At 60.2% G+C, this 6743-nt stretch carries 6 protein-coding genes; 3 read left to right on the top strand and 3 right to left on the bottom strand.

Going from position 1 to position 6743, the window contains the following annotated elements; translation table 11 throughout:
* Positions 1 to 1147 precede the first annotated feature (1147 nt).
* The gene (locus QRN45_RS15760) at positions 1148 to 2131 is read right to left on the bottom strand and encodes an AAA family ATPase (protein WP_284763921.1); all 984 of its coding nucleotides are present in this window, start codon (positions 2129 to 2131) and stop codon (positions 1148 to 1150) included.
* Positions 2128 to 2445: a hypothetical protein gene (locus QRN45_RS15755; RefSeq protein WP_284763920.1), complete on the bottom strand. Its 318-nt coding sequence runs from the start codon at positions 2443 to 2445 to the stop codon at positions 2128 to 2130. Before QRN45_RS15755 ends, QRN45_RS15760 begins: the two co-directional genes overlap by 4 nt.
* 94 nt (positions 2446 to 2539) lie before the next feature.
* Between QRN45_RS15755 and QRN45_RS15750 the strand changes: the two genes are divergently transcribed.
* The 3 genes from QRN45_RS15750 (at position 2540) to QRN45_RS15740 (ending at position 4583) form a co-directional block, all read left to right on the top strand.
* Positions 2540 to 3694 carry a tyrosine-type recombinase/integrase gene (locus QRN45_RS15750; protein ID WP_284763924.1) on the top strand — a complete coding sequence of 385 codons (1155 nt, stop codon included), beginning with the start codon at positions 2540 to 2542 and terminating at the stop codon, positions 3692 to 3694.
* A 282-nt stretch (positions 3695 to 3976) separates the two neighbouring features.
* Positions 3977 to 4414 (top strand): hypothetical protein, encoded by a 438-nt coding sequence (locus tag QRN45_RS15745; RefSeq protein ID WP_284763918.1) that lies wholly within the window; start codon positions 3977 to 3979, stop codon positions 4412 to 4414.
* Complete coding sequence (locus tag QRN45_RS15740; protein WP_284763916.1) at positions 4401 to 4583, top strand: hypothetical protein; 183 nt, start codon at positions 4401 to 4403, stop codon at positions 4581 to 4583. Before QRN45_RS15745 ends, QRN45_RS15740 begins: the two co-directional genes overlap by 14 nt.
* A gap of 1164 nt (positions 4584 to 5747) precedes the next feature.
* Here QRN45_RS15740 and QRN45_RS15735 read toward each other — a convergent pair.
* Positions 5748 to 6689, bottom strand: a complete 942-nt coding sequence (locus tag QRN45_RS15735; RefSeq protein WP_284763914.1) for a LysM peptidoglycan-binding domain-containing protein — start codon at positions 6687 to 6689, stop codon at positions 5748 to 5750.
* Positions 6690 to 6743: the final 54 nt, after the last annotated feature.

The raw sequence follows: 6743 nt of genomic DNA, 5'->3' as shown, positions 1-6743 counted from the left end.
GCCCTCAGCGCCTAAGCGAAGGATCAACCGTTACACCACTCCACGGGACTTGACCCCGTGAATCTGGCTGTCTGGTCCGTTAACAATCCTCCTCGCAATCATGTTGGCGGCAACAAGCCACCGGGGCACCCCCTTTAGAGAGGGGTGCCCCGTGTGGCGACGGCCCGAACCGCGAGAACGACTCGACACGCCTCCGCACCGCTGTGAGGTGCCATCGATTGGGAGGTACCAAAGGGAAACCGCATTTACTGCCAGCGTGCCTGGTTTTGGCGACACTCTGGGTTCGTTGGACGTCACCGCTCCGGTGCTGGTTGGCGTTGCCAGCAGATCGGCTTCAGAGCCTTTGGAGTGTCTGTTTTGCGGATTGTTCGGGCCAACGGAGGTCGGTTCTCCCGACGGGCGAACGTTAATGCGGATGTTCCGCCCGACGGCGTCCGCAAGGTGCCTCGCTCAGGACCGAAGGGCAGTCAACGCTGCCGAGAAGGGAGCCCCTCGTCGAGGCGAGTTTGAGCGCCACTCGCCGGGCTCATTGACAGGAAAAGTGAGAACCACAGGCAAGCATGCCAAGCACGGCGGATTCACCCTAGTGAATCCTTGCTGGTGACCCCAGGCCGCTTGGGAGGCGCAGAGCGGGCAAAGACCAAGCGAAATGTAGTGACGCTTGGTTGCGTCCCAGAGACGGGCCTGCCAAATAGTCTCGGGCCTTCCTTGGCTCTTACGCCTGCGGGAACCACAGGCTGTCACGGGACTGGCCGGGGGGAGGAGTCCAAAGGACTCCCTCTGGATCGCGTTGGCGCACGTTGGTTTGACGCCATTGTGGTTGTTGGGAGTTGGTAAGAAGTTGACCATGGTGATTCCTTGATGGTGGTTCCGGGCGGAACCGGTTGAGTTGGTTCTGAATGCCTGGGCCAGAAGCCCAGGCTTAGGCATTAAGTGAGCATTCCTTTGCCAAAGGTCAGGCAGAAGCAGGCGGTCCGCTGGCGGGCCGAAGCTCCGGCGAAGGCCCGCGACGGCTGAGGCCTTCGCGGATTGGCCGCAGCCCTGAGGGCGGAGGCCAGGCCAGGGTTCTTCCGCTGGAGCTACAGAACCCTTATGCATAGGTAAGAGTTCGATACGAACTAGTGGGGTTGAGTGGATGCGTCAGCATTCACGTAATAGGGGGTGAGGCCGTGAGGCCGTGAGACCGTGACTCGAGAAGCTTCCGCAGCGAGCCTTGGGGAGAAAGACGATTTTGGTAGGTCCCCGAGGATCCCCCGAACTTTGCAGCCAGCTTGCGGCTGGCTTCGGCGTTGGAGAGCCCTTGGCAGTTTTCCTCGTACCATGCGGCTTGTTCGGCCCGAGCGTTGAGCGTTTTCTTGCTACTTTCTCGTCGTTTTCTTTCCTTCGCTTCGGAGGACATCAGCTCTGTTAGTGAGAAATCACTGACGTGGGATCCGACATCTAGCTTTAGGACCTCGCCTGCCGCCCCATTGCCACTGGTCGTGACTATGCAGCGGTTGTCGCCTCGCCTTTCGACATGAAGTAGCCACCGGGCCTTGGCAGCAATCACCGTGGAGCCAAGCGGTTTCTTGGAGGAAAACCCGTTCGGTCCGGTGGCTGTGCTTGAGTGGGCGAGGACGATGATGGCGGCGTCTCCGGACGCGGCCCGCATGGCCGCGAACGTGTTGGCCACGTCAGCCTGGGAATTGAAGTCGCCTGCCATGTCGGACAGATGGTCGAAGATCACGAGATCATTGGCCCCCGGGCGCAGATGTTTGCTCAGGTCTCGGCAGAATTGATGATCGAGGCGTTCCGCGGGCACAAAGCGGTAGCGTTCCCCCGCAAGGGTTGCGGTCACCCCGGCCGCCAAGAGCCTGTCGCGATACTCATCCAGCGCGCCTGCATCCGTGCCGACCACGATGACGCGCTCCACATTTCTCACATCACGGCCGAGGAACTGCTCGCCCGCAAGGATCGAGGTGATGAGTGCGGTGACGAGTGCACTCTTGCCTGACTTGGGCTTTCCACTGACCAAAGTGATGGATGTCGAGATCAGCCCCTCAACGAGCCATGTGGGCTTTGCCATGGTCAGTGACTCGGCCAGGGTGAACGTGGGGAATTGCCTGTCCTGAGGCTCAGTTCCGGTGATCACGCGGCTTGGTCCATGAATTCAAGTAAGTTCGATTCCTCCTCAGGGAGGTACAGCCTCCACCCTCGGCTTTGGTTGTACTTGTTGCCTTGGTATCGGCCGAGATATCCGGCTGCCTGCAGCTCCTTGATTTGATGACGAACCGCCAGGTCCCCGGAGGACTTCCCCAGCGCGCGATTGACGCGCTGCCAGTTGGTCAAAGCCACCTGTCCGCAGACCCCAGCGGAGACCAAAATCTCCGCGACAGCCTTCGCATTGACGCTCAAGGAGTCGTCAAAGCGGATGCGGTTGATCCATTGAATGCGATATGGATTCACTACCGAACCTCCATCTGTCGCATGTAGTTCTCGACGTGGAAAGCTTGTAGATCGCTTTGCCTCCCACTCGCATTCTTTTGGGGCCGTCGTGCAGATGATTTGCCAGGAACTTTTCGCTCACAGCCATGTAGGCCGCCGTTTGCTTCAAGTCGATTATCGGATTGACGGAAAGCGCATATTCAAGCGATTCAGTACGCTGCGGGCGGCTAAAGAGCACTTTCAGGGCGTCGAGGCCGCCAAAGCGGGCGGCACGCTGATAGACACCCGCAAGAGCGGGAAGATGAGATTCCACGACCTGTATCAAGAGTGGATTCAGCGTATTGAGACCTCGGGTGCCGGTGGTGCTCGGCCGGCGTCCCCTGTGACTGTGGCCGGATACCGCAGGATATACAAGACGCACATTCAGCCTCATTTCGAGAATCGCCCGTTGGCCCAGATCACACTTCCGGTTGTCAATGAGTGGCTGACCACCTTCCAGAGCGACGACTCACGCCGTCGCTCTTATCGGCAACTCGGGCGCATGCTGCAGCACGCGGTCGACCGAGGCTACATTGCAACTAATATCGCCAGGAATCCTACTGTCAACAACATCCCCACTCCGGAACCGGTCAGAGAAGGCAACGCTTTGACCGCCGGGCAGCTCCGAATGCTGGCAGCGGAGTGTGCCCGAGGCGGCCGCTATGATGGCAAGTCTCACGACTCTTATGGGTTGCTCATCTTGTTCGCTGGCACGACGGGTCTGCGATGGTCGGAAATTGCCGGGCTTCGCAAATCCTCATTGACCTTGGGGAGCCGGTCTGAAGTCAGGGTTCAGTCCACGCTGGTAACTGTAGATGGACGTCAACAGCTCCGGGAAACGACCAAGGGCCGCAGGCCGCGAACCGTTCCAATCCCGGAGACCGTAGCTTCTGTTCTTGCCACTCATATTGGCGGCGCATCCGACGGAGCGCTCGTTTTCACGTCGCCGTCCGGGAGGGAGCTCCGGGCCTCGAACTTCGTTCGTAGGGTGTTTCATCCCGCCATAGAACGCTGCCAAGCGGCCGACTCGAGTTTCCCTCCCATCATATTCCACGATCTTCGACGAACCGCTGTCAGCTTGGCAATCAGCGGGAATGCCAATGTGAAGGTCGTGCAGCAAATCGCAGGCCACAAGTCGGCGGTGACTACGATGGACGTCTACGCCCACTATTACGAAGATGATCTCCATTCTTCAGCCCAAGCAGTCGATCGTCTGCTCAGCGCAGGTTGAGACCTGTGGCCGAGCGTCTGAGGCCGATGGAATCGAATCGGCATGGATGGTTTTTGGATAGTTCGTGCGCCGAATCTACTGACGTGGCATGCAAATAGCGGGCGTCTCATAATCGTGAGGTCGGGAGATCGAGCCTCCCCACCGCTACAAGTTTCAGCAGGCCAGAAGCGTTTCGCTTCTGGCCTGCTGCTGTTTTGAGCCTGCTTCTGGGGCCGTGACCACAAGGGGTTCGTCTTCTGGATGGGCTGTTTTGGGCCCAGGACCAGGGTTTACGCTCTGGTCATGAGATCCCGGAGCAAGGGAAGGAAGCCCCCAATCGAAGTGGTCTTCTCCGTATGGGCGTTCATGGTTGCCTTAGCGGTGATCGACGTCCTCGGCGTCGGGGCCGTCTTCCAGATGGTGTCGGGACCGCCATGGGGCTGGGTTCCGTGGCTCTTTGGATTTGTCCTGCTGCTGCTTTCCGTGATCTGTGCCAGCTTGGTGCAGGCCCTCAAGCACGGCGATCGAAACATGCGCTATTACTTGAGCTTCGCCGTCGTGGTGTGCGGTTTTGGCTTTTCTTGGCCACCGTCATGGAGATGGTTGCTCTTCCTTGTTCCTATTGCCCTCATCGGCCCGCTGTGGCTGCCGCGAGCCCGGCGTTTCTTTGACGATGCCCGCGATGAGTCCTCTTCAAATGCGGGCGGTCCGCGCGGACAGGGCACTGATGATGAAACTTAGAGTCGCCATTATCGGGTTCGCTTTGTTCATTTTGATGGCGATGGCGCTCCTCGCGGCCCTCTTCCCAAACCTCGTGCGGCTTCTCACGGCTGGCATGCCCCTCGTCATGGGCGCCGCGCTGTTGGCTGTGGTTATCCTGGAACGGTCGCGACGACGTCGGAACAAGTAGGCCGGGTGCCCGGCAAAAGACTCCGGTCGCCACCACCCCGCAAGCTGAATCTCCCCCCTGTCCTGACCGCAGCCCGCAAGCCTGCTGGGCACTAGCCGTAAAGATTTCGTAAAGATCCTGCTGAATGGCTGGGAGCACCGTCGACCTGCCGATAGTTTTTAGAGGGCGCCGCCACTTGGGTGTCCCCCAATCCTCAGGTGGCGGCGCTTCTCGACGATGGCCCGCTCTTACGCGCTTGCGGTGGAGTTACCCGCACCATCGAAACTCTGCTTGCCAGCCATCCACTAGACAGCCGCGAACCATGCAGAATCCTGGCTTCGGGCAGCGCGCAAGTCCCCGGGAGCGGCCGCAGAGTAGGGTTCAGGATTAACACTAAATCAGATTTTTGCAGGAGCATTTGGCGCCCGGTCGAACACTCTTAGTTGAATCTTGATCTTTTCTTAGAGTTTCCTTGAGGTTCACCCTGTATTGAGGCCGTTTCGTTTGTGTGGCCATCTCAAGCTACGATCAGGAGGTTGTCCGGACCGAAAGGCATCGCTGCTCGTGGATTTTGGCCGCTTTCTCATTGACCTTGTGGTCTTCGTTGGCATCACAGTCGTGCTGATGTGTTCCTTCCATCTGCTGGTGCTGTGGCGCTCGAAGCGGAAGTATGCGAAGCTGTCGCGCCCTGAAAGGCGGCCCCAACCAATCCGCGATGCTCAACCGGGCGCAGAGCGGTTGATATCTGTTCCTGATCGAGCCTGACCCCCGTGCGTCCTGTTTTGAGGGCGAGTCGGTGATGCGAAAGCTTGGCTCGCCGTTTGCGGCGGACTGGCAACGCGTTTTGCGATCAAGCGGAGACTATCCGCGGCGTCCGAAGGCCATGACAATGGCTACCACAGCCGCGACGACCAGTACCGTCGCAACCCAGATCCACTGTTGTCCGTCCAACTTCGCCCCAATCTCAGGTCTTGATTCAGTCTCCCAAAATGGAAGCTATTGAGCGAGGTCTTATCGGGAGATCGAACATCCCCATCACCACAGAAACAGAAGAAGGCCAGGAGCGTTGAGCTCCCGGCCTGCTCATATTTGGGCTGCAGGGTTCCGCAGGCCTCCCGCCAGGCCTTCCCGGATTCAAAGAGGGTCAGGAAGGCGCCGTCGCCAGCTGCGCCGACGGGGCCAGCCCTAGTTCAACGCGATTACCAGCATCTGGTTGGTTCCCGGGATGCACGTCTGGAGTACCGCCCGGGGAAACCCGCCGAATACCGCTGCGACGTTGTTGGTGGTCCCGCCTTGGGGCACCTGGCCGCGGGCTGTCACGGTGTACATGCCGTACCCGGGGATGCTCACTTTCTCGCCGACGCCGATCCCCGAGAATTGTGCCCATCCTCCGCAGAAATCGTGTTCTGTAATGAACAGCGAGTAGGCGTCCGTGGGCGTGAAGTGGATCGGGCCAATGCAACTATCCACAGCGGCCTGGCCACCTGAACCCGCAACGTAGATGGTCCGCACCGCCGGAGCAGGAGCAGGGGCAGGAGCCGGTGCTGGTGCCGGAGCGGCTGCCGGGGCCGCGGCAACCGACGGTCCTGTCAGCTTCAGCACCTGGCCGGGCACGATCACCGAATACGCGCTGAGGCCGTTCGCTGCCAGCATAGCGTTGACGTCGACGCCGAACCTGGCGGCTATCGAGCCGATGGTGTCGCCGCTGACCACCGTGTAGGCGTTCGTGTCCGTCGCAGGATCAGGGGCCGCAGCGGGTGGAGCTGCGACTGCCGGCGCCGCTGCGGGGGCTGAAGGCGCGACGGCGGCTGGCGTCTGTGCGGGCACGGGCACCAGCGTGGCTGCCGGGGCAGCGCTTTCAACCGGCGTCGGATTGGCAGCGGCCGGCGAAGGCAGGGTGAGCCCGGCTCCCGAGCCCAGGAGCGGTGCGATGGCGGAACTGGTGCCTCCTGGCGCCAATATCTGTGAGTAGTTCTGCATCGTCACGGCGGCAACGGCGACGACTGCCACGATTGCCCAAGTGACTATTGATGCCTTGTACCTGGTGAGTGTTCTTACCCCCGCGGATATCAGGGCGAGGACGCTGCCTCCGCTGATCCCGCTGTGCCTGTACTCCTGCTGATACATGTCATATCCCCGTGATTCATCGTTTCTGGGGCAAGTCGGTTGGCTGGCCCTGGA

Origin of the sequence: Arthrobacter sp. efr-133-R2A-63 (assembly GCF_030209795.1) — a bacterium.
GTDB lineage: Bacteria > Actinomycetota > Actinomycetes > Actinomycetales > Micrococcaceae > Arthrobacter > Arthrobacter bambusae_A.
Note: the sequence above shows the minus strand (reverse complement) of the source record. Positions and strands in the feature narration are given on the sequence as shown.

Excerpts from the sequence above, each read along its gene's own strand:
- QRN45_RS15735 (WP_284763914.1), bottom strand. The coding sequence starts at position 6,689 with ATGTATCAGCAGGAGTACAGGCACAGCGGGATCAGCGGAGGCAGCGTC.
- QRN45_RS15745 (WP_284763918.1), top strand. The coding sequence starts at position 3,977 with ATGAGATCCCGGAGCAAGGGAAGGAAGCCCCCAATCGAAGTGGTCTTC.
- QRN45_RS15750 (WP_284763924.1), top strand. The coding sequence starts at position 2,540 with ATGATTTGCCAGGAACTTTTCGCTCACAGCCATGTAGGCCGCCGTTTG.
- QRN45_RS15740 (WP_284763916.1), top strand. The coding sequence starts at position 4,401 with ATGATGAAACTTAGAGTCGCCATTATCGGGTTCGCTTTGTTCATTTTG.